This window comes from Dyadobacter sp. CY347 (genome assembly GCF_021502655.1).
GTDB lineage: Bacteria > Bacteroidota > Bacteroidia > Cytophagales > Spirosomataceae > Dyadobacter.
The window spans coordinates 1,559,632-1,586,548 of sequence record NZ_JAKFFT010000002.1; the positions used below are offsets into that span (position 1 = coordinate 1,559,632).

Genomic DNA, 26,917 nt, shown 5'->3' on the forward strand with positions numbered 1-26,917 from the left:
AACAAAAGCGAGGGCGGCCAAATGGTCGCCCTCGCTTTTTTATAACATCCATCCGGTTAATCAGTCATCAATTCTAAGAAATGTTCCGCTCAGGTTGAAGACAAGTTCTTTGTTATCCGACAAGCTCACTTCCTGCGTCGTTTTATTTTTCTCCCAATCGGTAATGTATTTATCAGGATGGTTTTTCTGCACATATTCCAGGATTTTCAATGGAATTACGCTGTCCGGCAATTTCTCGTTCGCATTGCCATCCACACTGTAACATTCTCCCTGTTTGTCAAATTCCAGCTCAACCTGGTTGTCAAGGATGACATCAAAATTGGTGAGCAGGTCGTCGCGATCACGCACTACGCGGGCGATTTTCGCATTTGGAAAGTGGGCTTCAATGAATTCTGAGGCTTGCTGCGGCAAACTGGTTTCGTCTACAACTTTCTCATTATCACAGCCAGAAACGGCCAAAAGAATCAGTACAAAATAAATTGAGATTGCTTTCTTCATTTTATCAATGGTTAAATTGGAACATTGCTTTTCTATTTTGACAACTGAAAAACAAGAAACCCCTATGTCTGTTCTAGATTTTTCATTCAACACAGATGTTGTGTGCAGGATAGTTTGTAACTGGTAACGACCTATTTTTGCCGAAATAATTACTATAACGTCCTGAAATGATTAGAATTCTGCCTTTTTTGTTGTTTTTTATCACACCGGCCTTTGCCCAAAACATCAATTCAACCATCCGTGGTACGGTCAGGGATTTTGATACACGATCTCCGCTTGTAGGCGCAACTGTTTCTCTTTCCTCACCTCAAACCGGAACAATAACCGATTCAGAGGGCGCATTCCGCTTCGATAACCTGCCGACAGGGCGCTATCAGCTTTCCGTTTCGTATGTAGGGTATGAAACAGTCCGGATTCCTGAGCTGCTTTTGGAGTCCGGAAGGGAGAATGTACAGCAAGTGAGGCTGGCACCCGCCGGAAAACAACTGAACGAGGCAATAGTTACAGGCGCCCGGCCGGTTGCTTTTAATAGTGTGCAAGAAATTACCATCGAACAAACGCTCCGTTATGCTGCCACTTATATGGACCCAGCCAGGGTTGCGACTTCATTCCCCGGCGTAGCAGCAGCCAATGATCAGGCCAATGGGCTGGTTATCAGGGCAAATTCACCTAATAGCATGCAATGGAGGCTGGAAGGCGTGGAAATTGTAAACCCGAACCATTTGTCCAATGCGGGTACATTCAGCGACCGGCCTACATCGACAGGCGGCGGCGTGAACATTCTAAGCACGCAGCTTTTGGGCACATCACAATTTCTTTCCGGACCATTTCCAGCTCAATACGGCAATGTCAATGGTGGGATCCTGGACATGCAATTAAGAAACGGAAATGATGAAAAAACTGAATTTACCGCCCAAGCCAGCTTATTGGGACTCGACTTTGCGGCCGAAGGACCATTTTCCAAAAAATCAAAAGCATCCTATCTGGTTAATTACCGCTATTCTTTCACAGGGTTGCTGGGCGCGGTGGGCGTTAAGTTTGGCGGAGAAGACATTCGCTTTCAGGATTTGTCATTCAATCTGAATTTTCCGACTGCGAAAGGAGGGAAGTTTACGGTTTTTGGAATGGGTGGAATCAGCAGCAATACTTTTGAGCCGGACAAGGACACCACAGCATGGGAGTTTGCAAAGGATGGGCAAAATATTTTATACAAAAACAGAATGTTCGCGAGCGGACTGACTTTCGAACAACCGCTCGGGAACAAATTATCATTGCGTACCGCGCTTGTCGGCTCAACATTATATAGTTCCAGGGTTGCATACGGGGTTAACAGCAGGAATTCACAACGAAACGAGCTCCTGGATGATCAGGAGCTGGTTAATGGTAAAGTTTCGCTGAACACAACATTAACTTATCGGTTCAATCCGCGGGTCAGGTTTCAGGGAGGGCTTTTTGTTACATTGAATCAATACGAAACGGATGTCTGGTCTGCAAATACCAATTTGAAAAGCCTGGTTTTTCAGCCATTCGTCAAATGGTCGTTCCAGGTAGCGCCCAGGATTTCAGCAGAAGTCGGACTTCATGCAATGCTCAGCCAGGTCGAAAAAACCGATAAATTGAGTGCATTACCAGAACCGCGGGCTGCAATTAAATGGCAACTCAACGAGACGGATCAACTCAGTGCATCGTTTGGCCTGCATAGTCAAATGCAGACCGCCGGTTTGTATGCTACACGTATTTCTGATACGGACTTTTACAGTAACAAAAATCTTTCTCCGACACGCTCTCAGCAAGTCGTTTTGGGTTATCAAAAAAGCCTTCCCAAAAACAGCAGCCTGAAAATTGAGGCTTACTATCAGCATTTGTTCGATGTGCCGGTTGGTCAGGGAATGCGGGATAATTATTCGGCGGTCAATCTGATCGAGGAAATACCTTCTGTGTTTATGAAAAATACCGGCTCAGCCAGAAATTATGGCATAGAAGCCAGTTTTCAGAAGCTGCTGACCAATGACTTTTACCTGCTCGTTTCAGGTTCATTATACGACGCGACCTATGTAGATCTCTTAGGTCAACGGCACAAAAGCCGCTTCAATGGAAGGCATACATTCAGTCTGACGAGTGGAAAAGAGTTCAAGTCCGGGAACGAAAGCCTATGGGGCGTTAATGTAAAAGTGCTCTGGCTTGGTGGTTTCCGGGACAAGCCCATCGATGCAGCATATTCCAAAATCCTGAAAACTACCCTTTACGAAGAACAAAGCCATTATTCGGTCAAAATGAAAGACTATTTCAGGCCGGATCTAAGGGTTTATTGGAAGAAAAGCAAAACGAAGTTCAGCAGGACATTGTCGATTGACCTGCAAAATGTATCCGGCACCAAAAATGAGGCATATCGCTATTTCGACAAGAGAAAGGATTCCGTTGTGACACAGTATCAGCTTGGATTGATCCCGGTGCTTAGTTACCGGTGGGAGTTTTGAGGTTCAATGAGTGAATGAGTGAATGAGTGAATAATTAAATGAGTCTAATGATGCAATGTGGGGCAGTAAGAGGTTTACGGTCAGTTGCTTAGGGGAGTTTGGTTGGGGATGTGATTGAAATTCTCTTTGGTTGGGTGAACCTTTTGATGAAAAATGCTGTAAATTAGCTTGCAATGAAACTTTAACCTGGCGGCATTTTGCTGCTATTGTGAAGTCCGAATGCCAACTTAATGATGGGGGTGACTGGAATTGACAGCGGGTTGGAAGTCTGTGTGTAAGCATGTCGGGAGTTGAGATTACCTCCCGTAAATAATGGTCTCAAACAATAACTGGCGAATCTACTTACGCCATGGCAGCCTAATCCGGAGGATTTAGCTAATGCCATCATCCCTCCAACCTACGTGCTGATGGTTGGGCTCCGGGGTGTCGCAAATCAGCGCTGGTTGAAATAGTGATACGGAAATTCAACGAGACACCAGTATCTAAGGCCATGACGCGGGTCCGCCGTGCACCTTGTCTGGCCCGACAACCTAATCACGGATAAGCATGTAGAAGGCGCAGGGTTTCCCTGTTCTGGACCAGGGTTCGACTCCCTGCATCTCCACAAGTATCAGTTGCAAAAAGCATCAAAAGCCTGCAAATCAATGATTTGTAGGCTTTTTGTTTGTTGGCGTTAACTTAAAACATTCAATTATTCTCAAATCTGTGGTGAGCGTTTCGGTGAGCAAAATTTGAATACAAGAAGGTGCTCACCAAAACTGACTTAAAGCATTGATTGATAGCCGGTTCACCGAATGAACATCTTGATTTTACTTAGCTGCAATTTTATCTTTATCAATCTTAAATTGCTATGCTATGTTAACAAAAAGCTTCACGCTGCTATTCTATTTAAAAAAACGCAGCAATTACTTGAAAGGAAAACTCCCAATCTACTTGCGAGTGACGGTGGATGGAAAACGCATGGAAGTCGCTACAAAACGAGAATGCGAACCCACAAAGTGGAACTCGGCAGCTGGAAGGGTGGTGGGCAATAAGGAAGAGGTCAAAAGCATAAATTCCTATTTGGATGTGCTTCAATCCAAGGTTTACGATCTTCATCGAAAAATGGTTGAATCAGAGACTAACATCACCGCAGCGTTATTTAAGAATAAGCTGGTTAATGACGATGACAAAAAGAAAATGATTCTAGAGATCTTCGAAAAGCATAATTGTGATATGGCTTCTCTGGTCGGTACAGAGTATTCGAAAATAACTTTGGTTAGGTACAAAACCTCATTAGAGCATACGCGCAAATTTATCAAATGGAAATACAATTTGAATGATTTGAGTATTCAAAGCTTGGATTACGACTTCATTGCACAGTACGAGTTCTGGCTTAAAGCGCAACGCAGGTGTGGGCACAATGCTACAATGAAGTACCTCGCAAACTTCAAGAAGATTGTACTAAGCTGCGTCAAAAAGGGCTGGCTAGGTAAAGACCCGTTCTACGGATTTAAGTTTGCTAAACGTGAAGTAGATCGGTCTGCATTGTCTGAGAAGGAGCTCGAAAATATCAGTTTGAAAGACTTTAACAACGTGAGACTGGATCAAGTAAGAGACATATTTTTGTTTTGCTGCTATACAGGCTTGTCATATGTCGATGTCTTTAAGCTGCAACGTTCTGAGGTTATTGAAGGGCATGGAGGCGAGCTATGGATAACAATCAAGCGACAGAAGACAGAGACAGCCTCACGAGTGCCAATATTGCCAGCAGCTCGAAAAATATTGCAGAAGTACGAAAACCATCCGCAATGCTCGGTTAAGGACCAGCTTTTACCGGTGCTTTCTAATCAGAAAATGAACGCTTACCTTAAAGAAATTGCTGATGTCTGTCAAATAACTAAAAATATAACCTTTCACTTGGCAAGGCACACGTTTGCAACCACAGTGACATTAACGAATGGTGTTCCTATGGAAAGCGTTTCCAAAATGCTAGGACATCGAAATATCAGAACAACTCAACTTTATGCCAAAATTGTCGATAAGAAAATCGCAGAGGATATGAAAAAAATAGAGGGCTTGTATTCTTAAAATTGTGCTTACAATACTGGTTATCGACAAACAAACTCGGTAAAAGGGCAGCTAAATAAGTGGCCCTATTTCAAAAGACTGAGAGAAGCCGCCAAAAGCTTACGGCATAATGGCGGCTTTTCCATTTTTTCAGGAAGTGCAAAGTTGAGCCACCAGCCTTCCAGGCACTTATTCCGTTTCCTTTTGGCTGTTAGAGGGCCACTGTTAGAAGGGCTTTCTTTAACTATTAAAATCCAAATAAGACGGTTTTCTGACATTCGCTTTTTTTAGTGAAGAGGACAACCAATTTCCCAGATATGACCAAATGGATCTTTGAGCTTCCCAATTTTCGAGTCTTCTTCAACCGTGACTGGACAAATTTGGGTAGCTCCGGCCTTCAATGCATTGACGAATATTGTGTCGGGATCCGATGTTGTCAAAATCATGCGAACTGGCGATCCTCCTATTGTTGTGGGACTAAGATTGTCAAATTCCGGTTCCTCATCCCCAATCCAGAAGTCTGCATTGCCTATTCCAATTCTCGCATTCATTCTCCCATCGTTGGTAGACTTTTCCAATATGGTTGCATCAAATGCCGCTTCGTAGAAAGCGGCTGCGCCCAAGGCATCGGTGACTATCAGGAACGGTGTAATGTTCAGTTTTATGTGCGCGCTCATAATTGAATTCAGAGATTTATTCCTAATTACCACAATCTGGGTATCGACAGATAGATCTTGTCTTAAACAAAGTCGACTGGTCGTTTGTCCTTTAAAGAATCTAATACTGCTTTAAATACTTTGGCCTTTTTGATTGCAAGGTGTCCATTAGGTGCCCAAAATGTCCCATGAAGATTATCGCCTAGATCTACTGGCGCTATCTCGCCAATCCTATTCAGATTACGCATCAACTTATCGACAGTTAATTCGTCAAGGTCATCGCAAAGATCATCTACTAGTTCAATGCCGTTTCGACTATTGTTGAAGTTAATCATGTACGGTGTTAAGCCAACGTCAACTAATCGTGTGTGCCGGTCCGTTTTGAGTTTATTTGTGGATTTCAAAACAGGCCTGAGCCCAACATCACCCTCTACAAATGCTTTACGCGTTTGACCAAATTAAGAGCACAATCGAAATCAGAAAATGCAGCTGCTGGTTCGTCTGCACTTTTAGCGAACGCGGCAATCACCCATACAAATGTTGGATCATCAATCTTAGTAATGTCAGAAGTTGAAAGTCCCACGCTATGATAAAGTTCTCGCGTAGTCATTGGGAATTTAGTAGTCATGGCGAAAGGTCAGTTTGTTCATGAGTGAACAGTTGAGATATTTTAAGTATCAAACTAATGATTTCAAAAATATCTAAATGGCGTCTTAAATTCAAGTGGCTGTGAGAAATTATGCAGATCTAAATCTTGGTTCGAGATGTTATCCACTGACTGAGTAGCCATTACGACCAAAAAATTTCCTACAACTTTGCAAGCCGGTCATTCAAATCTACCAGGCCAGACTTTTGCAGACAATCTGCTGACAAAGCCAGTAACTCATCCTTCGACTCACTTGAAGCTATGTCGATCAAGTCGGGATTGCTTTCATCACCAGGAATTCTAAGCGCCCTTCTGATTGCCTGGGTCAGCAGCAAAACATTCCGTCTGCTGATTTTCAAATCGATTTTGATTTGGTCATTCATTCCAGGGATACTCATGATGGTATCATACACACTGGTCAAATCTTTCACGTTCATCATGTCTTTTTAAGTTAAAATTGGAACTCTACAAAACTACCAATTGCCCTTGAAACGATCCTAAGGAGAATTTACCTAGGATAGGTGTCTGACTTTCAAGCTCCTTACTTTCGCTGTCACAAAACAAAACATTGAGCAAAATGAGGGAAAGAACGAGGGGGAATGGTGGGCTTTTGACCTTGGCCCAAATCAAGGAATTAGACATTGTGGATTATCTATTGGAGCTCGGGTTCGAGCCGGACAAAATCAGAAGTGTCGACCATTGGTATTTATCGCCATTTAGAAATGAGCGAACTGCCTCATTCAAGGTCAACAGAAATCTTAATCGATGGTATGATCATGGGCTGGGTAGCGGTGGGAACCTTGTCGATTTTGCAATACTGTTTTATCAGTGTACCGTCCGCGAAGTGGTCAATCTATTTTCGGATTATCTATCCTTTCACAAGCCACGACCGAGACCTATTCCAAGGGTGATCCATGTTACTAAAAGTCCACTGGAAATTTTATCGACGGCGACTTTAAGCAGTGAATTGCTAATCAGTTACATCTCGTCAAGATGTGTGTTTGAAGAAATAGCCAAGCGATATTGCACGCAGGTGAATTACCGAGTCGGTGACCGGAGGAATTTTGCTTTGGGCTTGCAGAATGATTCAGGTGGTTACGAGCTGCGCAACTCATTTACAAAGCTTGCGAGCAGTCCGAAAGACATAACCACCATTGATGTTGGTGCTTCGACTGTCTCTGTGTTCGAAGGGATGTTTGATTTTTTATCGTACAAGACCATCATGAACCAAACAGTCGAGGTGCCGGAGAATCATGTGATACTCAATTCCATCTCACTTTTCGAAAGGTCACGATCGTTTCTTGAACGCCACAGTCAGATTAACCTGTATCTCGACCGGGACACGGCGGGGTTAAAGTGTAGTTCAGTAGCAAAAGGCATCAGTGAAAAATACAATGATGCTAGTCTACTGTATGATGGCTTCAAAGATTTAAATGATTGGCTAACAGCATCACCTAAGCCTCTCAGACTTTTGAATCTTTCTTGAAAGAAATTACCAACATTGACGTACTGAAAAGCTGTAAAGATTGCCTCTTATCCGCAATCGGCCAGATGTCAGTTTGTCTTACAAACTAAGGATCTGGCCCGCTCAAACACTCCGGAGTCGTTGGCGGGATTGAATAAAAAATGAATGTCGAAATGTGAAAATGGAAGTGTGATGAAGAAAGACAAAAACAATCGAACCAAGTTGCTGAATGTCCGCTTAACGCCTGAGGAGTTTCAGCAGCTTCTCCGGAAAGTGCAAAGAACAACATGCCGGAAGACGAGCGAGTACGCAAGGAAAGTATTGCTTTCCGAGCCGGTTATCGTCAACCACAGGAACCAGTCATTTGACGAAGTGATGGTTGAACTTACACGCCTTCGCAGCGAGCTAAGCAAGGCCGGCAGCAACCTGAATCAAGCTGTTAAAAGACTGCATGCACTCTCACAAATTGCCGATTTCCGAAGCTGGTTGGAAGCTTATGAGGGTGATAAAAATCGCCTGATCGACAAGGTGAATGAGATCCATATTTACATCAGCAAAGCCTCGAAAATATGGTTGCAATCATAAAGACTGGAAAGTCGATCCGCAGCACTTTCTATTACAATGAAAACAAGTTAAAAGAGGGAGTTGCAGAGTGCATTATAGCAGGAAACTACCCAGACGATGCCGCAAATCTTTCCGAACAAGAACGTTTGAATATGCTCTTAAAGTTAGCTTCTTTGAACACCAATGTGGTTCGAAATAGCGTCCATATCTCCCTAAACTTTGACTCTTCTGAGCAACATTCCAAGGCGCTGTTGAAAGAAATTTCGCAGGCTTATATGGAGAAGATTAGCTTTGGTGACCAGCCATTCCTGGTGTATCAACATCACGATGCCGGGCATCCGCACATCCATATTGTGAGCGTAAAAGTAGCGCATGACGGAAGCCGGGTTGAAACACAGAATATCGGACGAAACCAATCGGAAAGGGCAAGGAAGGAAATCGAACAAGAGTTTCATCTGGTGAAGGCATCAGGCAAAAAACAACAGCAATCCGAACATTTGAAGCCTGCTATGGTTAGTGCAAACTATGGTAAGGTTGAAACCAAACGGGCAATATCGAATATTCTTGCATGGGTTATCGACAAGTACAAATTCACTTCAATTCCCGAGTTAAACGCGGTATTGAACCGCTACAATGTGGCGGCAGATCGCGGAAACGAAGAGTCTAGAACTTTCAAGAAAGGCGGGCTTCACTACCGGCTGTTGAATGCAAAGGGTGAACGGGTTGGTGTGCCTATTAAGGCAAGCGACTTTCACCAAAAGCCAACATTAAAAAACTTGCAAAATCGGTTTGAAAACAATGAGCAATTGCGGCAAACAGACAAGCTAAGGATCAAAAACGCGATTGATTTTACATTGTATGGAAAGACGAATGTGACACTTGATCGCCTCATTAATATTTTCGAACGAGATTGAATCGATACTGTTCTCCGAAAGAACGATAACGGACTGATCTATGGAATTACTTATGTCGATCACCGCTCGAAAGCAGTTTTTAATGGAAGTTCTCTCGGTAAGAATTATAGCGCAAAGGCCATCCAAGAGCGCTGTGTGACTTTCGATATAGCCATGGCTAACAGGATATCGAATACGCAGAGGCAAGAACAATCAACCACAGATAATAGACAGCAAGCCACATCACAAAGCTATTTGATGCTAACTCCTCAGCAGGGCAATGACGCTAGACTTGCTAATGGCGAGGAGTCACTATTAGATCCTGTAAAACAAGATGGTTTTGCGCCTGCGGACCTACGTGGAAGCAAACGAAAAAAGAAAAAGGGATTCTCTCAATCACTCTAAATCCGTTTTATTATGGCATCGAACACAGGCGAAAACGACATAAGCCTTCGCAAAATAACTGATATGACCCGCCTAATCAGCATCCTGATCCTCGCATTGCATTTTTACTATTTCTGTTATCAGGCATTTCAAAATTGGCACCTGACATCTTTAATCTCAGACCGGATTTTGGATAAAATTTTTGCAGCAGGGTTGTTCTCTTCGTTCAGTAAAACGAAGATTGTGGCACTCGTTTTCTTAGTCATTTCACTGGTCGGGGTAAAAGGTAAAAAGGGCGAAAATATCAGGGTGAAACCTTCACTAATCAGCGTTTTGACAGGGTTCATCATTTATTTTTTAAGTGCTATGATTCTGAAAATACCAGTCGAAGAACTATTCAGATCAGCCCTGTATATGGTATTTACCTCAGTTGGTTTCCTACTTATATTATCCGGTGGAAGCCAGTTTTCCAGATTGATAACTGCTCGTTTGAGCAACGATATCTTTAATAAAGATAACGAAAGTTTTCCTCAATTTGAACAGCTTCTAGAAAACGAATACTCGATCAATCTTCCCGCAGAATACTGTCACAAGGGCAAAACGCGGCAGAGTTGGATCAATATCATTAATCCTTTTCGTGGGGTGCTGGTGAGCGGATCTCCGGGATCCGGGAAGACATTTTTTATCTTTCGACATGTGATCACTCAGCACATTGAGGAAGGTTTTTTCGATGTTCGTTTATGATTTCAAATACAGCGATTTGACCCTGCTAGCATACAATGCCTGGTTGAAAAACCAATCCAGTTTTCCCGTTGAGCCGGCTTTCTATACGATCTGTTTCGATGACCTATCGCGTAGCCATAGATGCAATCTGTTAAATCCTGAGAGTATGCTTTACATTAATGATGCAGTGGAATCAGCACGTACTTTTTTAATGGGATTGAATCGAGAGTGGATCAAACGCCAAGGCGATTTCTTTGTCGAATCATCCATCAACTTTATGACAGCTGTTATCTGATCTATTGCATACCGTGCTGTATGCATCGCGATGATAATGTATCCTGCTTCATTCTTCGTCGCGTAGTCAAGTCTTGACTTGCTAGCAGCACCTTGTTTTGCCCCATAGATTTGTCTAGCTTATCGACGAACGCCATTAAGTGCCTCTGACGAGGATGAGTGTCTTCGGACCTCTAAGTCGTTATTGAATTTTCGGCTGGTACACAAATACCGTGGTTAAAATGAAATCTAAGCTATCTCCTTTTTTATTGAATATCTGAATCGAATTGCCCAAACTGGTACAGTTAATCTAAATAAAAGCACCTTAAATCAAACTTTGTCAGTCTACACGGATTAAAACACATAGTATCTTAAATCAGTTTTTCAAATGATGCTTGGAGTGGCAATCTGGATTCAGCGGTGCAAAGCGATGTAAAAGACAGTCGATTATTGAATCAGATTTAACATATCAACATGGGGAAATGCTTCCTTCGGTTGAATTCTAGGGTTTAGCTCTTGATTCATGTAATTTTATCTTTTCCAACATCGGTGTGTCCATAACCAGCCATAGGGCTCTTCGTTGATATTTTCCGTGAGCACCCATAGCGAATACCATCAGAATCATCAAAATAACAGCCATCGTCTTACGAAATAGAAGATGAGTTGTTCATAAACTTTTGATCCTTAAAGCCTAAGAGTATGGTTGCCAGGCATCGGAATGTGTATTACACAAGGAAGGCTAAAAATTGCATGGCCATATAGTGTCACACTTATTCAGAATTATCTAACTAATCTAACGTTTTGGAACAATCAGGAACCCTTCTGATTCATTGCCAAAAGCCTCATAGTTGCCTGACAAATAAAAACACCCGACAATGGCCGCAGTAATCGCATCAAGCTCATCGTGGGAGATTGGCTTTTCAATAAACGAGCCGGTAATCCCAAATCCTTCCAGTCCCTTTGCCAGATCTGAAATGCCTTTCTGTTTACGCGGGATTCCCAGGATATCCTGAGCGCCACCTGGATACCCTTCAATGACTTCAAAACCCCGCATTCTAAATTCAACCGCCAAACGTATACCGCGTTCAGTAAGTCTTTGCATGCTTGGTAGCAGGCATGGATAGGACCGGATACCCACTTTAAGCAGCGCACGCTCGCATTCCCGGGTAATCCCAAATTGCTGCCGGCCAGGGTCTGTATCAAATACACTTAATCTTCCCGCCGGTAGCGATAGCGGTGCGTCAAGGACAATAACCGCTGGGTTTTGAGCAATGGTAGTATCTATTAATTCCTGATCCGTGCGGATACGGCGCGTCGACGCTACATTATTATTTAAAACAGCCCAGCCGCTATGTTTTTTCTCAGAACTGGTGAGGTCTATTCCAACTGATATGACATTGCCGATCTTGTCCACCTAAATTTTTTTTCTGTTAAATGCTTCCATCTGCCATACTATCTTTCTGGATGGATTTTTGATTTACCCGTTGGGAATCAAGTTAATCATCCCGTCTTCTGAGATAATGATAATCAATATCAAATGCTTTGGGTGATTGGTGCCAAAATAACGGATAGCTGAATTATACCGGGCACCCCGTGAGGCATCCCCCTGTTTGTCTGAGACAATGCCGTCCAGGATTACACCGATTGCATGACATACACAATCCTGGTCGAGCAGCACCGCACCATCAATGGAGGTGATTTGGCTAACGAGCTCCTCGGTGAGTACCAGAGGCTCTACTTTAAAACACTGACCAGCCAACCTCCTAGCTTCTGATTTGGCATGATCGGAAATAACGAGCATCGTACCCGCTTTTTGCTGGGTCGCACTCAGCGTAATATCCCAGAGTCGGTCGGTTTGCGAAGCGTTCAGGCCCTTGAACACCTGATTGACCAGCCCCGTAAAATAGTTGCGGTCAATGCCTTCCACCCGCATTTTCGGCAGGCCATGACAAACCGATAGCAACGGGTTGCCATCATGGAGCAACTCCCATTTGTAATGGCCCTTAAAGTTGATGCAATACAGTGATTTTTGCTTTGGATTGTAATCGCCACGTATCATGCCTAATCCCGTAATGTATTCACCATCACATAGCACGCAGCTGTCTGGATCAGAGAGCTCTAAAAATTTACGGACTTTTCGGGAATCCTTTAACGGGATCGGTTTTGACAGGCGTAGTTTATGGACAATATTTGAATGTCCTTGTTTAGCCAGCAAGATTTTACCCATCGCATCGCTTCCCTCATACCGAAGCAGGGAAACGTTGTCAAACACATCGAACAAGCTAACCTGATCCGAGCCGGGTTCAATGTTTTCCTGGATACTTGTCATGAAATTGCGACCTGCGCTTTTGAGCAGTTCCTCCGAAGACCGGTCCATAAACCGCTTTTTGAACTGGCTATCTTTCAAAGCACCCCACGATTCCGATAAAAATACGTTTATGGCGCTTTCAAGAAAAGAGCGGGTCGATTGGTTCTGCTCGGCATTTTCTGACTTTTGAAGTGTAAAATACCGGGCAATTACGTCTTTTGGCAAGCTCAGTACAATGAATACCAGGTAAGACCCTATTTCACAAGGCACCGAAAGGTGCAGCTGCTTATGTTCGAAAGCCGGGGAAACCATTAGCAGGTTTTCGGCAGCCAGCTTGTAAGCTTGAAAACGCGCCCGCTCAATCTGGCTTCCCGTAATCCTTTTTTGCGAGCTTTTCACTTTACTGACCTTTTCATCAGTGCCAGGTTGCCGGGCAAGTTCATGAATCTTGATAAAGTCATCAGCCCCAAGATCTGAGCCGGATGGCTCCAAAAAAAACGAGGTTTCATCTATGGGTTTTGCCAGCTCGAAGCCCAGCAGCAAAACCTGAGGCACCAGGCTAGGATCGATGATGGAGAAAAATTCTCTCGCCACCATTTCTATCGACTTCTGAGATGATTTCTGCTGGCGCCATAGGAGATTGGACATAGGCGAAAGTGATATGAATTCTTAAAAGGTCTGACATTAAAACAGGGCACACAATTGGTGCCCTGTTCCCTGTTTAGCCAAATCGGTTTTAACTTACCCAAGGCTGCTTATCGGCTGATCAAAGCGGTTTTCATTGTTCTGCGACTCTGTTCCCATTTTTGCTCCGAAACCAGCAGCTGCAACGCCAATCAGCAAACCGAGAAAGCCAAATATAGCTGCCTTCGAAGCTGCCGAAGCGGCGTCATCCGCCATTTGCCTTGCTTTGATTTCTGCCTCTTTTTTGGTCTGTTCTAATTTGACCTGTGCTTGTTTATACGTATTGATCCAGTTGTCCACGATCTGCTTTGATTCTTGCTCAGACTTTCCTGTCCGTTTCATCACCACATTCACCGCATCCTGCCGATCCACTTGTGATACTGTTGCCTGACCTTCTTTGAAAAGGTTTTTGAACATACTACCTGCGATATCATCTGCATTTCCTGGATCCGAAGCGGAATTTTCCGCTGCATTGCCTGCATTGTCGGCAGCACGGTCTGCTTTCTGTTCTAATCTGTTTGGATTTAATGACGGATCACCGGTTTGACGCAGAAGCTTATTCGCCTCGCTTTTCAGGTCAGATAAATCCAGGTTTTCCATGTCAACACCATTGGCTTTCAATTGGCCCTGGACTGCATCGCCAATGCCCGGCGCAGCTGCTGCAATGCCTTTACCGGCTGTTTTCACCAATCCGCCAACCAGTCGGCCTGTTCCGCCTATGATGCTGCCGATTGTTGTCGTCAGAAAGTAAATGGTCAGCAGTGTTACCAGGCACCACGTAAGCACGCCATGCAGGATGCCATCGAACAAGCGCGGAGCGCTGGCCAGCCGACCCGCAACCCAGCTCCCAACAAAAAGGGAAATCAGGCTCGACAGGATATACCAGATCGCACTGCCAATGCCAAGGCCTGCCGCTGGATTTTTTTCTTCGACGGCATCAATCGTACCCAGACCGATCCCGAAACCCAGGAGCGAAAGCAGCATTTGAGCTACAATGGCTACAAGTACACCTGCAAAAATGGCACTCCATGAAATTCTTTTTAAGTTAATAAAGTTGCCAGCTGACGCGGGCTGCGCGTAAAGATTACTACGTTCCATAAATTAGTGGTTATTAGTTGTAAAGATGAAATGGTTGAAGAAGCCGGAGCCAGTAATGCTTGGCAACCGGCCTTCGGGGTGTGGACTTATTAATATTTTTTCTGGAAACGGTCAGCGACTGTTTCTACACCATCCTCGATTTCGTTTTCTGCCTTATTGGCAAGGTCCTTCAATTTGGATCCGGTCTCATCGGCTGCTGAACTAATGGCATCTTTTGCATCGCCTGCTGCCTTACCCGCCTTATCTTTCGCCTGCTCCCAGGAGCTGCCTAGCGTGTCGGCCTGTGAGTCGGCAAGATCCTTAATTTTTCCACGCAAAGCTTTGCCCGATTTAGGAGCAAGCAGGATCCCAACGCAGGCACCTATGGCCGCTCCAAGTAGCAGGCCTGTAATCAATCCTTCAGTGTGCTCGTTTCTGGAAGTGAAGTGAAAATCTTCGAACTTAGATTTCATAGTTTGACTTATTTTAGTTTGATACTATTCTTCCACTTAGAAAAAGCATGCCATATCCGTAAATTTAATACTCCCGAAAGTTGTGTAACTCATTGACAATGATGTAACTACCAGATACTAAAATATGAAATTCTTGCGATTATAATGTGAATTAAAGGACGTTATCAAAATAATGATGCTGGTAAAGCAACGATGTCATTGACAGAAATCTTTATTAAAAAAATTTAAAAACTCCAAGGATCTCGCAGTTTTAAGTTTTAGATTTTGTGGAAAAAAGTAGGCAGGGCTTAAGCCTAATTTTTAGCACGTTGCAGGGTTCTATTGGATCTTGAAAAAAGACAATCAGGTGTTAAAATGATCGAGCAGGGCAGGAACTGTCGATTCACGCTAGGCGAAATGCGCGTTATTCATTAGAAAAAACTGGCTACCGAGCTGTGGATATTTAGCTTTGGGTATGCAGCAGAATAATAATGAACCCGTAAGTGGTTACTTACCGCAAAATTCCCAAATCGCTTTTAGAAAAGCATCATTATTTTCATAATACAGTAAATGCCCCCCATTAATGGAAACGGTTTTCTGAGATGGGAACTGGAAGGATTTGTAATGATTTACACCTATTGCGTGGTCTTGGTCACCTGTTATAATTAATGTTGGCAAACCGATTTCACCGCTCATTTTGGAATAGTCCTGATAGTACTCGGGATATGTTTCCGGTTTGGTGACCACATCAGTTCCAAAATCTATGATTCGCGGATATAAAGAATCTATCTTGTCCATTAGCGCGATGGTTTTGATGTCATCTGTCAAGAATCTGTATCCCATCCTTTTTTTTCTCAGTGCAGCACTTACCTTGAAAAATTGTGGTAAGAGGCTATCCTTTGGAATCACTTTATGGCCGCCCGGAACCTGCAACAGACTATCTCCATATGCAATCTGTTGCTGTAAGGTGGCAGTATTTAAGAAATGCAGTGTGGCGTTCGCCAATATAAGGCCTCTTACATACTGGGGATATTTTTTGGCGTAATTGATAGCTATGATACCTCCAAAAGAGTGGGCGAGAAGGTACATTTTTTTCAGGTTGAGATTTTGCCTTAACTCTTCGATATCTTCAACCATTCTGTCTAGATGATAATTATCGGATTTACCCGAAGCGCCGGATCCTCTCTGATCCATATATATCATCTTTAACTTTTTCTCTAAGTTATCGCCCTTTAATTTTTCAAAAGTTGCATAGCCTTGCCCGGGGCCTCCCGGGACATACATACAAGGGATACCATTGCCGGAAATTTTATAAGCAAGTTTAACCGTATCAGATGTTAAAAAGTATGATTTTGCCTGATTTTGGTGATCACTGGCTGTATGCTTTATGGGGCGGGGCCAACCGAAAAACAGGAATGGCGTGAAAAGCAAGATTATAAAATGTCTCATCTTTTGCAGTTCTTAATTTAGCAATTTTATGAAGAGGTTTTTCATAGGCCTAATTCACACAAGAGCATTTCCTCTTTTGGACTAAGCAAAAATACCTGATCAGACTGGCAGATAAACACAAAAAGCAGCACCGCTCCCGGGTTGACCTTGTGCGGAGATTGCCCCGCCGTGAACGGTAACCACTTTCTGGCATATGGATAGGCCAATTCCTGTGCCTGCAAATTCGCTGGTACTGTGAAGCCTTGCAAAAAGCTCAAACATTTTTTCTGAATGCTGCTGCTCAAAGCCAATCCCATTGTCAGCAACTTCGAATACGTGATATTCTTCGCAGATTTTAAGGGGATGTATTCCGGGCGGCAAATCTGCCTGTAAGAGTTTCTTATACCGGATACTGATCTGCATCTGCTCTCCGGCACGCCTGAATTTGAGCGAATTGCCAATCAAATTCTGAAATAACTGACTTAACTGTGTCGGGTTCCCTTCAAGCTCAGGCAGTGGGCCGTATGTTATAAGCGCTCCTGCATCGGAGATGGCGAGCTCCAAATTTTGCAAAACCGTTTGCAGTACCCAATCCATGGAAACTATGATATTTTCCTGTCGGTTTTCGGGCAGTTTCGAAAGGACCAACAGGTTATTTATTAGCTGTGACATGCGGCCTGCGGCAGATTTTATTTTATATAAATAATCTGCTGCATCTCCAAACTGATCCTGGTAGCGTTTCATGATCAGCTCACTGAATGCCTGGATTTTCCTTAACGGCTCCTGCAAATCATGAGATGCAATAAAAGCAAACTGCTGCAAGTTTGTATTTGATCTTTTTAAGTCTTCATTGTTTTTTAAGACACTCCGGTTGAGATCTGAGAGAGCCTGGTTCTGATGGGAGAGTTGCCTGGTGCGATGTGTGAGTAGACGCTCAACCCTTGCTTCAAGCTCCATTTCATTAGAATTTAACGCCGACACGGGCCGTCTGAGCTCAAAGAGCCGCGCAACCTGCCTGGCCAGGACTTGCAATGCGAAGAGCTGCTGGGAGGTGAGCTGCCTGGGCATATGGTCAATGACGCAGAGCGAACCCAAAGCATAACCATCGCGATCGATCAATGGGACACCGGTGTAAAAAACGATATAAGGGTCCCCACTCACGAGTGGATTATCTGTAAACCTTTCATCCTTTCTTGCATCAGCTACAACCATGGGCTGGTTGGGATTCTTAATCGCGTGTGCACAGAAAGAAAATTCCCGCGGAGTTTGGATGATATCAAGCCCATGACTTGCTTTAAACCACTGGCGGGTCTGGTCGACAAGAGATACAAGCGAGATTGGCGTATTGCAAATCTGGGATGCCAATTTGGTTAGCTCATCATAATCTTGCTCCGGCAATGAATCCAAGATACCATAGCTGTGCAATGCCGAAATTCTTAGCGATTCATGTGTAGTTACTGACTTATTCATAAAATGCTTGTGGTCATTAAGCGATCTATGGATTTGAAAATGAGAAACAACAAATACCAAATCCATAAATATCAAGCCAGCGCAGTAAGTAGTGAGTTAGTTTCGAGATTGCTGGCAGGTAAACACAATTACCAGGTCTGGAATAATATTTTTGTGGTTATCATAAAATTAGAATTATGGAAAATGTTGATCTTAGCTTAAAGCTGCTACTTATAGAAGAGAGGCTTTCAGATGCGCGAGCACGAGTGCTTAACTGCCTTGGTTTTACAAAATTTCACAGGACTGACAGATTACAGGCGTCAATTACCATTTTCTGGTAATACCGGTAGAGAAGAATACGAACGGAATGCACATAAGTCGAAGATCTGCATCCTTCTTTAACTTTTCCAGCAACTGAAAACCGTCCATATACGGCATATTAATACAATAAAGGTGGAATAGCTATTAGGTAGTCTATTTGTACACTATTTGTTCGGTCATGAGCAATTCCTACAAATGCCCAAGATCCTGATCGAGGGCAACTTTTAGCTATCGCCAACTTTCCAAAAAAAATGGACTTGGCCTTGAATATACCCAGTTAGGCAATTGCTCAGGACTTTTAGTTTGATCAGCCGAGTTAAATATTGAAGTGCAAAACGGGAGTTGATCGGGTTATCGTACGAGTCTACGGAATTTATGCGGCTAATGTTGTTGTTAAATTAATTGAAAGTATCAGCGTCTTCTTTCAAGTATTGGCTGGAATTCTCCATTACTGTGACATGCCAAATGGGATGTATATTTTGCAATCGCATTCAAAAGATATAGTTTTTATATTAAGTACTTTTGTACAAGTACTTGGTAAAATATGAAATTATATCCGCTTCCAGACAACGAGTATGAGCGCCTGAACGCGCTGCGTGGTTATCATATCAAGCAAGCCGATCCTAAGAACGAATTTCAGGATTTAGCCAGACTTGCTTCTTTGATCTGCGAAGTGCCTATCTCCTTTGTTTCTTTTATGGATTTTGAGCATCAGTGGGTGCAGGGCCAGGTGGGAACCGATCTCAATGAAATTCCCAGGGAATTATCCTTTTGCCAGTATTTGCTCATGCAGCAGGAGCTGTTAGAGATTGAAGATACGCTGCAGGATGAGCGCGTCCGTGACAATGTCTTTGTCAGTCAGGACCCCAATATTCGATTTTATGCAGGGTATCCCCTGATCGATCCCGATGGCTATGCGCTGGGCTCGCTTTGTGTATTTGACGTTAAACCCCGCAAGTTATCAGGGCTTCAAAGAGAAGCACTCCGCACATTATCCAACCAAGCGATGCGGATTATTATTGACCATGCTAACCTTCGGCGACTGAGAAACTATGAAGGCATTGTCACACTGGCAGAAGACCTGATCTGTGTCACTTCAAATGAAGGGATATTGCTTAGTGTAAATCCCGCCTTTGAGAAACTGTTAGGGTGGCAGCCTGAGCGACTTTTACAGACATCTATTTTTGAACTGGTCCATCCCGAGGACCGAGGCGCTGTTCTCAGGATGGCGGCCAAGACCTTATCCGGCCAGCAATCGATCAAGCTTTCACTTCGGTGTGTAGACAGCCAAAATCGATATCTTCACCTGCAATGGGTTTGTGCTTTGGAGCCGCTCACAGGGAATTTGGTCAATATCGGCCGCGACATAAGCCGGGAGAAAGCAAGGGAGAAGAAAATTAAAGAAAGCGAGGAAAAGTTCAGGTCTTTTTTTGAAAACGGCCAGGGGCTCATGCTGACCCATGACCTGGATGGCAGACTGCTTTCAATTAACGGTTATGGTGCCGCATTACTTGGTTATTCTGTTGAACAGGCCTTACAATACAATTTATCAGACCTTGTTCCGGAGAGACATCAACTTGCTCTGAGGAAATACCTGATAGACATGGACAGGTTGGGTATCGTAGGGGGTATCTGTGCTGCCATACATAAAGATGGGTCAGAACGGTTTTTTCAATATAAAAATATTCTGGTCGAAAATGATAACGGCCTGCGTTATATAATAGGTAATTCGATTGACATTACTGAGCGTTTTAAACAGCAGAAAACACTCAGCCGAATGCAGGATATTCTTTTGCGCATCAACAAGATGGCAAAAGTAGGGACTTGGGAGCTTGACTTTGAGAGTAATACCATAGAGTGGTCCGAACAGACGTGTCAGATACATCAGGTAGTCATGGGCTATAAACCGGACCCTGAAACTGCACTGGCTTTTTATGGGAACGGTGCTGACGCTGAGAAGATCAAAGCTGCTACGCAGGCGGTATTAAGGAACGGAGGAAATTTTGATCTGGAGGTTCAGATCATTACAGCAAAGGGTGAGCCGTTGTGGGTACGGATCGTCGGGATCACTGAATTCAGGAATGGGAAATGTGTCAGGTTTTACGGCACCATTCAGGATATTAACCAAATAAAACTGACTGAGCATGCGCTGATGGCAGAAAGGTCCCTGCTGACCGCTTTTGTAAGGGACGCCCCTGCTGCTGTTGCGATGTTCGATACAGATATGTGCTATATTGCCCACAGTAACCGATGGATAGAGGAGTACCGGCTAAATGGACAGGAGTTGATTGGACGATCTCATTACGAGGTTTTTCCCAATATTAGCCGCGAGTGGAAAATATTGCATCAGAGATGCCTGGCAGGCGCCATAATCAGCGTTGAGGAAGAGAAGTGGAGACCTTTTGGCTGGGATAAAGATCAATACCTAAAATTTGAGATTCGGCCCTGGAAACTGCTTGATGGTAGTATTGGCGGAATGATGATGTCCACCCAGGATATCACAGAAATGGTCGAAAGCAGGGAGGAGCTTAAACAAGCTAAATTACAGGCCGATCAGGCCAACGCAGCCAAATCGGAATTTTTAGCTAACATGAGCCATGAGATCCGTACACCGCTTAATGGTGTAATTGGTTTTACGGACCTGGTTTTGAATTCTGGCTTGACGCCAACCCAGAGGCACTATCTGGAAATTGCAGGTCAATCGGCCCATACACTGCTCAGTTTATTAGATGATGTTCTGGTCTTTTCAAAAATCGAAGCCGGTAAACTCGATCTTCTAATTGAAAAGACTGACATCTTTGAATTAATTTATCAGGTTGCAGACATAATTGCTGCACCAATTCAAAGCAGGAACATAGAAATGCTTGTTGACCTGTCCGCAGGCGTCCCCCAATTTATCTGGGTGGATGCTGTACGCATCAAACAGGTGTTGATGAATTTGTTAACAAATGCCGGAAAGTTTACACACCACGGCCAGATCGAGCTCCGAGTAGAACTGCTTGGGCCCTTGAATGCTTCTGAAAAAATCGCCCGCATAAAATTCTCAGTGATTGATACCGGGATTGGAATCGAGGCAGGCAAGCAGGCCAGAATATTTGAAGCTTTTTTACAGGAAGATAGTTCTACCACCAAAAAATATGGCGGTACCGGTTTAGGACTTGCGATTTCAAACCAGTTGCTGGATCTAATGGGTAGTCAATTACAACTGGAAAGTATACAGGGTATAGGCAGCACTTTTTATTTTGAACTGTCGGCAGTTTATGAAAACGGAGCCGGGGTTGAATGGCATAACCCATTATCGGTTGAGAATGTGCTGATCATAGAAGATAATAGTGATAGCGCAAGGATTTTGGCAAACATGCTTCATACGATGGGGATTCATGCTGAAACGGCATCGCAACCAGATCTGGCACGCACACTATTAGAATCAGAAAGGAAATGGGACGTGGTGATAGCTGATTATCATGAGTCTGCTGACTACTTGCCAGGTTTAACAAGTCAGCCCGAAAGTACAACTTCTCAATTGTCAGGCCTGCCTTACATTATGCTTATCAATGGCGCAGAAGATATCAGCAGGCTAGAAAAACTTGATATGTCAAAACCTATTCATACGCTGACAAAACCAATTAGGATTAGTGATTTGCTGCTTTGTCTAACCCGGCTTTCTACAAGTGAATCCATTAACCAGCACTTGCCGGTGCAGGATGAAATCCTGGCCACCATACCAGCCAGGGGCCTCCGTGTCCTGATTGCTGAAGATAATTCAGTCAATATGCTTTTTGCCAAAATTGCGATCCAGAAAGCTTTTAAGGATGTTCTAATCACAGAAGCCGTCAATGGGGTAGAGGCAGTTGATTTATGCAAGAAGGCTCTTCCGGACATTATTTTTATGGACATCCAAATGCCGGAAATGAATGGCTATGAAGCAATGCAGGCAGTCAGAAAAATTCCCGAGGCAGATCGTGTTATTATTATTGCATTGACGGCAGGAAATAGTGAAGGTGAACGTGAGCGGTGCCTTCGGGCTGGTGCCAACGGTTTTCTTACAAAGCCCTTTACTTTGGAGGATATCAAGGGCATTGTGGAGCAGCATGTCAAAGTATAAAAGAAATTTTGTTCTTAGTTATTTCCCAATAGCTTCTATAAAAGTCCCTCTTGACAGGTTCGTTGGCAAAGAGTCTTCATATAGCAGTTTAATCGCTTTTGATCTGCATCTGGTAAAGAAGATGGTAAACTCCAGATCAGTGAGCCGGTTTGCTCTATATGCTGAGGTAGCTCGCAGCGACCGGGCTCGAAAACTCTTTCCCGTCTACAAAAACCCAGTCGCGTATACGTACTTCAGTTGTGCAGTTCGTAGGAAGATGCGTTTAGGATATTTAGGTGGAAGTTGCAAAGCTAACATCAAAATCTGGCAGTGAGGGACTACTAAGTTGTCCAACAAAGTTTATTATCGTTAATTATGTAAGCAATTTCAGAGAGGAGAAAATACGGTGGTATTCCTGAAATTCCTCCAAGAGGCGAGGTTTATGCGATTTGCTTGAAATAGAAGCTGAATAAGGCTTTTTAGTACAGCAAACAGAAATGGCCCCACCTTTAAATGTAACTTGCGAAGACGTATGCTACCCGTATTTATTGTCAACTGTTTAAAGGATTGTCATAATAAAGGCGGGTTCGGGAAATGAGCAAAGCCACTTCCTCTAGTGTCTTCAGAAATTATTCGGGGCCGCACACCTTTTCCAATAGTCAATCATCAATTTAATTATTGCCTTAATTTCATCGTATTCGCCTGGCTTAACGAAAAAGCCTTGTGCAGATGTGCTATATGCGTCAATAACGACCTGCTGGTTGATCGCTGTGGTAAAGTAAACGTAGGGAATGCACTTAAGGCTGAGCTCTGCATCAGTTTGTACCTTTCTTCTGAGCTCCAAACCATTTAACTGTGGCAGATTAATATCTGAAATAATAATGAAAGGCAGCTTTTTGCTGGTATAAAGAAAATCCAATGCCGATTGACCATCTGAGAAATACATCCTTTGATTAGAATACCCTAATTCGCCAAAAACTTCTTCCAATACGAACTGGTCGTCTGCATCATCTTCTATAATGATAATTGGGCCATTTTTATCCATCCGATAATTAGTTTAGTGTAAGCTCAATATTTACTTACATAGCTTGTCATTTCAAGTCAGTTACACATAAGATTACATTCCAACAAGTTGGTAAGTAGTCAACGCCTGGTTGCATATTGCGAAAAACATTGTGCCACCTACAATAACTTTCTGTACCTTATAAGAATAATTATTTGATGATGTGGCATTTACGCTCAACATCCTGCACCTAACCTAAACTTCTTAATGAATTCAATTGAACCAAATCACATTGTTGCCATCGGTGCATCGGCCGGGGGCCTTGATGAGCTGATTTCTTTTTTTGAAAACACACCTCTGGATGGTATTGCCTACGTTGTGGTCCAGCATTTATCCGCTGATTATGAAAGCAGGTTGGCAGAAGTCTTATCCAGGTACAGCAAGCTGACCATGGTACAGGCGGTAGAAGGGACGGGCATTGCGTCCAATTATGTATATGTAATCCCGGGAGATAAGTTTATGACCGTAAAAAGGGGGCATTTACATTTAAGCGATAAAACCGACGTGCGCGGTCCGCACATGACCATCAATACATTCTTATCTTCCCTCGCTGCCGACTACGGCCCAAAGGCGATTGGCGTCATCCTGTCCGGCCTGGGCTCTGATGGTAGTGATGGTGTAAAAGCAATTAAGAAGGCAGGCGGGATGGTGATTGCCAGAAACCCACAAACCACTGAATTCAACAGTATGCCTTCCAATGCAATCGCCACTGGAATGGTCGATTTCATCGTGGAGCCCGAGGCAATGCCCGGCACTATTGAAGAATATGTCAAGCGGGAAATTGAACTGCTAGCGGCCGGTATCTCTGATGGAGAAAATATGGCTGGTTTGATCGAGATCATAAGCCAGCAGCTTCCACTGGATTTTTCAGACTACAAGCAGTCGACTATTTTGCGCCGGATCAAAAGAAGGGCGGCTTATAACAACTTTGAACGCCTGGAAGCTTACCTGGAATTTGCCAAAGGTTCCCCTGATGAAATTGAAGCGCTTGCCAAAGATTTTCTTATTAGCGTGACTGCTTTTTTCAGGGATACCGAAGCATTTAGTGCGCTGGAAAAACGGGTACTGCCTTCTATCATTAAAAGCCTTTCTACTGGCCAGGAAATCCGGATATGGGTTACTGGTTGTGCGACGGGCGAAGAAGCTTACTCGATGGCTATCCTGGTGCGAGAGCTTTTGGGGGAAAAGATCCAGGAACAGCAGGTGAAAATCTTTGCTACCGATATTGATACTGCTGCCCTGGACCATGCCGGTAAAGGCATTTACGCTGCTGCCATAGTGTCCAAAATGCCGCAATCCTACCTGGAAAAATACTTTATACAGGAGGGGGAGGATTATAAGGTAACGGTTGCCTTGCGTAAAATGGTTATCTTTTCCAGACATGACCTGGTGAAAAATCCGCCCTACTGCAACATGCATCTGATCAGCTGCCGCAACCTGCTGATTTACATGACCCCGATCTTACAACAAAAAATCTATCACATGCTCCTCTTTGGGCTAAAACCCGAGGGATACCTGTTTCTAGGATCCAGTGAGAACCCCTCGCCGATATTAAAGAGCATGAAAGTCATTGATAAAAATGCAAAGATCTACCAGAAACTGGATGCTACCCCATCCGTAAACTTTGAAACGTTTACCCTGCCGGAATATACCTACCACAAACCGGCCAGCTTAGGGGTTGCTCAACCAGAAACCAATAAAGCGCCCGACCGCACCTTGGATGGGGCAATCCATGAAACCATCCTTAATGAAGAGCAGCGCCTGCTTGTCTGTATTGATGAAAACAACAGGGTGCTTAAATCCTACGGCCCAACCGGAAGGTTCCTTACCCAAAAGATTTTAACGTCAGATCTGACCGAACTTCTACCAGGCCCTCTTAATATTGCTTTCAAGACCGCCTGCAAAAAAGTCAGTGAAACCCATAAAAAAGCAGTGGTCACAGGCGTGCAGATCCAGCAGGGAGAACAGATAATCAAAGTAAACCTGTCGGTTAGCCCGATGGTCCTTAAAGGCCGGCCTAATGGGTTCTTAGTTGTACAGTTTAGCGAAGATCAAGGTTCCGGCCAGCCAGCAGATGCAATGCAGTTTGACGAGAAGCTCTATCTAGACGATTATACCAAGTTTTTGGAGCAGGAAAACAAAGACCAGAAAGAGCAACTGGCTGCTGCCACCGAAAAACTGTTTGCACTCAACGAGAATATGCAGTCCTTTAATGAGGAGCTGCTATCGGCCAATGAGGAGATGCAGAGCAGCAATGAGGAAATGCAGTCCGTCAATGAAGAGCTGCACACGATCAATGCGGATTACCAGTTAAAGAACCGGGAGCTGTTAGAGCTTAACGATGATCTGAACAATTATTTCAAAAGCAATATTAATGGCCAGCTCTTTGTCAGCTCGGATCTTCGCCTGATGCGATTTTCGCCAGGTACGGTGCGGCATATTAACTTGCTCGAAAGCGACATTGGACGGCCCATTAGTAATATCTCGACCAATTTCAGGTTTGAAACCCTTTCTGATGACATAACGGATGTCCTGGAGAAGGGTTATCCTATAATCCGGGAAGTGCAATCCAATGATGGAAAATGGTACCAGGTCATGACCATGGCCTATATCCAGCAGCTTGGCAATAAAAGGACGGGTGCCATCATTACTTTCAATGACATCAGCAGCCTCAAAGAAATACAACACCAGCTGGATAAAAAGAATGAAATCCTGACGCGCATCAACGACGACCTGGACAATTTTGTACATACGGCATCTCATGACTTCCTAGGACCGCTCAGTAACATAGGTGTAAGTATAGGGCTATTGACAGAAATGCGTGCAGACGACCAAGAGCTAAGGCCCATTTTAAACATCATTGGCAATTCAGTAAATAAGTTTGGGGCCCTGATCAAGGACATTGGCACAGTAGCCAAACTTGAAGACCAGGCCCTTTTGACTGAGATGGTTGATATGAATGAAATTTTGGAAAGCATGCAGTGGAGCCTGGGCGATAAGATCAAGCAGACCAGCGCGGTTATCACAACCGATTTGAAAGTGGGACAAATCCTTTTTTCTAAAAAGAACCTGAGAAGCATTTTGTTCAACCTGGTTTCAAACGCGATCAAATACCGATCAGAGGATACGCCTGTTGTCAGCATCCAAACTTCTAGTGTAGGTGAATTCACTGCCCTGACAGTCCAAGATAACGGGACTGGGATGGCCGAAGGCGACATTGATAAAATCTTTCAAAAGTACCACAGGCTCCAAACGGACCATGAGGGGCAGGGCATCGGACTTTACCTGGCAAAGAAAATAATTGATGCTGCCGGTGGCAGTATCCGGGTGGAAAGCACGCCGGGTACGGGAAGCAAATTTGTGATCTATTTCCCGGTAGCCGGGCTGCAATAATAGATAGCCAATTAGTGCTACGGTTTACCA

At 43.9% G+C, this 26,917-nt stretch carries 21 protein-coding genes and 1 other RNA gene; 9 read left to right on the plus strand and 13 right to left on the minus strand.

Going from position 1 to position 26,917, the window contains the following annotated elements; all coding sequences use genetic code 11:
* Positions 1 to 60: 60 nt before the first annotated feature.
* Positions 61 to 498: a PepSY-like domain-containing protein gene (locus L0659_RS07395; RefSeq protein WP_235125118.1), complete on the minus strand. Its 438-nt coding sequence runs from the start codon at positions 496 to 498 to the stop codon at positions 61 to 63.
* 167 nt (positions 499 to 665) lie between these two features.
* Here L0659_RS07395 and L0659_RS07400 point away from each other — a divergent pair, with 167 nt between their 5' ends.
* The 3 genes from L0659_RS07400 (at position 666) to L0659_RS07410 (ending at position 5,045) form a co-directional block, all read left to right on the plus strand.
* Positions 666 to 2,975: a TonB-dependent receptor gene (locus L0659_RS07400; protein WP_235125119.1), complete on the plus strand. Its 2,310-nt coding sequence runs from the start codon at positions 666 to 668 to the stop codon at positions 2,973 to 2,975.
* A 235-nt stretch (positions 2,976 to 3,210) separates the two neighbouring features.
* Positions 3,211 to 3,582, plus strand: a transfer-messenger RNA (tmRNA) gene (gene ssrA / locus L0659_RS07405).
* Between the two features lie 248 nt (positions 3,583 to 3,830).
* Entirely contained in the window at positions 3,831 to 5,045 is a 1,215-nt protein-coding gene (locus tag L0659_RS07410; RefSeq protein ID WP_235125120.1) for a site-specific integrase, read from the plus strand.
* 266 nt (positions 5,046 to 5,311) lie between these two features.
* Here the strand turns inward: L0659_RS07410 and L0659_RS07415 are convergent, their stop codons facing one another.
* From L0659_RS07415 to L0659_RS07430, 4 genes are all read right to left on the minus strand, one after another.
* Entirely contained in the window at positions 5,312 to 5,701 is a 390-nt protein-coding gene (locus L0659_RS07415; RefSeq protein WP_235125121.1) for a VOC family protein, read from the minus strand.
* Between the two features lie 62 nt (positions 5,702 to 5,763).
* Positions 5,764 to 6,015: a hypothetical protein gene (locus L0659_RS07420; protein WP_235125122.1), complete on the minus strand. Its 252-nt coding sequence runs from the start codon at positions 6,013 to 6,015 to the stop codon at positions 5,764 to 5,766.
* Between the two features lie 95 nt (positions 6,016 to 6,110).
* A complete protein-coding gene (locus L0659_RS07425; protein WP_235125123.1) occupies positions 6,111 to 6,290 on the minus strand; it encodes a hypothetical protein in 180 nt (59 codons plus the stop codon).
* Between the two features lie 197 nt (positions 6,291 to 6,487).
* Positions 6,488 to 6,766, minus strand: a complete 279-nt coding sequence (locus tag L0659_RS07430; protein ID WP_138366770.1) for a hypothetical protein — start codon at positions 6,764 to 6,766, stop codon at positions 6,488 to 6,490.
* Between the two features lie 137 nt (positions 6,767 to 6,903).
* Between L0659_RS07430 and L0659_RS07435 the strand changes: the two genes are divergently transcribed.
* The 4 genes from L0659_RS07435 (at position 6,904) to L0659_RS07450 (ending at position 10,376) form a co-directional block, all read left to right on the plus strand.
* Entirely contained in the window at positions 6,904 to 7,812 is a 909-nt protein-coding gene (locus L0659_RS07435; protein ID WP_235125125.1) for a toprim domain-containing protein, read from the plus strand.
* Between the two features lie 171 nt (positions 7,813 to 7,983).
* Entirely contained in the window at positions 7,984 to 8,376 is a 393-nt protein-coding gene (locus tag L0659_RS07440) for a plasmid mobilization protein (RefSeq protein ID WP_235125127.1), read from the plus strand.
* Complete coding sequence (locus L0659_RS07445) at positions 8,361 to 9,269, plus strand: relaxase/mobilization nuclease domain-containing protein (RefSeq protein WP_235125128.1); 909 nt, start codon at positions 8,361 to 8,363, stop codon at positions 9,267 to 9,269. The genes L0659_RS07440 and L0659_RS07445 overlap by 16 nt, the downstream gene beginning before the upstream one ends.
* Positions 9,270 to 9,665: 396 nt before the next feature.
* Entirely contained in the window at positions 9,666 to 10,376 is a 711-nt protein-coding gene (locus L0659_RS07450) for a YWFCY domain-containing protein (RefSeq protein WP_235125131.1), read from the plus strand.
* Positions 10,377 to 10,651: 275 nt separating this feature from the next.
* On the opposite strand, the gene L0659_RS26480 is transcribed toward L0659_RS07450, so the two are convergent.
* The 7 genes from L0659_RS26480 to L0659_RS07480 all read right to left on the minus strand — a co-directional run bounded on the left by L0659_RS26480 (position 10,652) and on the right by L0659_RS07480 (position 18,047).
* Positions 10,652 to 10,786, minus strand: a complete 135-nt coding sequence (locus tag L0659_RS26480) for a DUF4113 domain-containing protein (protein WP_409018801.1) — start codon at positions 10,784 to 10,786, stop codon at positions 10,652 to 10,654.
* Between the two features lie 635 nt (positions 10,787 to 11,421).
* The gene (locus L0659_RS07455; protein WP_235125133.1) at positions 11,422 to 12,042 is read right to left on the minus strand and encodes a DUF429 domain-containing protein; all 621 of its coding nucleotides are present in this window, start codon (positions 12,040 to 12,042) and stop codon (positions 11,422 to 11,424) included.
* 63 nt (positions 12,043 to 12,105) lie between these two features.
* On the minus strand, positions 12,106 to 13,584 hold the full coding sequence (locus tag L0659_RS07460; protein WP_235125135.1) for a diadenylate cyclase: 1,479 nt from the start codon (positions 13,582 to 13,584) through the stop codon (positions 12,106 to 12,108).
* A 93-nt stretch (positions 13,585 to 13,677) separates the two neighbouring features.
* Positions 13,678 to 14,718, minus strand: coding sequence for a hypothetical protein (locus tag L0659_RS07465; RefSeq protein ID WP_235125136.1), 1,041 nt, complete (start codon positions 14,716 to 14,718; stop codon positions 13,678 to 13,680).
* 89 nt (positions 14,719 to 14,807) lie between these two features.
* Entirely contained in the window at positions 14,808 to 15,170 is a 363-nt protein-coding gene (locus tag L0659_RS07470) for a YtxH domain-containing protein (protein WP_235125137.1), read from the minus strand.
* Between the two features lie 486 nt (positions 15,171 to 15,656).
* Complete coding sequence (locus L0659_RS07475) at positions 15,657 to 16,598, minus strand: alpha/beta fold hydrolase (protein ID WP_235125138.1); 942 nt, start codon at positions 16,596 to 16,598, stop codon at positions 15,657 to 15,659.
* 99 nt (positions 16,599 to 16,697) lie between these two features.
* Positions 16,698 to 18,047 (minus strand): ATP-binding protein, encoded by a 1,350-nt coding sequence (locus L0659_RS07480; protein WP_235125139.1) that lies wholly within the window; start codon positions 18,045 to 18,047, stop codon positions 16,698 to 16,700.
* An 844-nt stretch (positions 18,048 to 18,891) separates the two neighbouring features.
* Here L0659_RS07480 and L0659_RS07485 point away from each other — a divergent pair.
* On the plus strand, positions 18,892 to 22,452 hold the full coding sequence (locus L0659_RS07485) for a PAS domain S-box protein (RefSeq protein ID WP_235125140.1): 3,561 nt from the start codon (positions 18,892 to 18,894) through the stop codon (positions 22,450 to 22,452).
* 601 nt (positions 22,453 to 23,053) lie between these two features.
* Here the strand turns inward: L0659_RS07485 and L0659_RS07490 are convergent.
* Positions 23,054 to 23,476: a response regulator gene (locus L0659_RS07490; protein ID WP_235125142.1), complete on the minus strand. Its 423-nt coding sequence runs from the start codon at positions 23,474 to 23,476 to the stop codon at positions 23,054 to 23,056.
* Positions 23,477 to 23,701: 225 nt separating this feature from the next.
* Here L0659_RS07490 and L0659_RS07495 point away from each other — a divergent pair, with 225 nt between their 5' ends.
* The gene (locus L0659_RS07495) at positions 23,702 to 26,887 is read left to right on the plus strand and encodes a chemotaxis protein CheB (protein ID WP_235125143.1); all 3,186 of its coding nucleotides are present in this window, start codon (positions 23,702 to 23,704) and stop codon (positions 26,885 to 26,887) included.
* Positions 26,888 to 26,917 lie beyond the last annotated feature (30 nt).